The sequence below is a fragment of the Vibrio sp. 1078-1 genome (genome assembly GCF_033340475.1).
Genome location: NZ_JAWOWM010000331.1, coordinates 1 through 716, shown reverse-complemented (window position 1 = coordinate 716; position 716 = coordinate 1). Strand labels below are relative to the sequence as shown.

1 pseudogene is annotated in these 716 nt (G+C 45.0%); it reads left to right on the top strand.

Annotation, left to right across the window (positions count from 1 at the left end):
- Positions 1-315 precede the first annotated feature (315 nt).
- Positions 316-716 (top strand): annotated as a pseudogene (locus tag R7190_RS27400) (tellurium resistance protein); the annotation flags it as partial.

The window sequence follows — 716 nt, the reverse complement described above, 5'->3', positions numbered from 1 at the left end:
ATTTACCCATCATGTTTAGGCGTCATCGCCTGTTAAACTTGTTAATATTCGCGCCATAAAATAGAGCAATTGTTCCACTCAAATCCGCCCATTACAGGCCAAAATGAGTCAACAATTGCGTAAAACATGCGTTGAAAATTCGCGTTTCGCAATGCAAGGCAGCAGCAGGCTAAGATGAAGATAATCAACGATCTGATTCCACACCGTTCGCGATTTTCACACGCAAAGCAGCCAAAGATAATTTGGTTTTAAACATCACTTTTCGTTTCATTCGGGCAAAATCAATTCGGAGTAGATTTGAACTGGAAAAGACTTGTGCAGTTTTATAGTGTCCCGCCTTCTCAAGCGGCGCTGGCACTGGGTATGATCGGGCTTGGCCAAGCGTGGGCGCTCTATGTTCCCGATATTGGTACGCCAATTCGTCCTTTTCTGGCTTCATTTGGCGCGTTATTGCTCGCTCCCGTTCTGATTAAGTACGCCACCAATCCTCGCCTATTTATGGCGGATATTAAGCACCCGTTAAGTGGTAGTTTAATGGCACCAATGAGTATGGCATTATTGATCCTGACCGATTATCTCGCGTCGGTTGCACCACTCATTGCCTATCCCCTTTGGTGTTTAGCTGTACTGCTTCATTTTACAATGATGGTGCTGTTTTTTGGCTTCCAGCTCATGAACTTCAAAATGTCGAACATCGTCCCGAGCTGGTTTCTCTA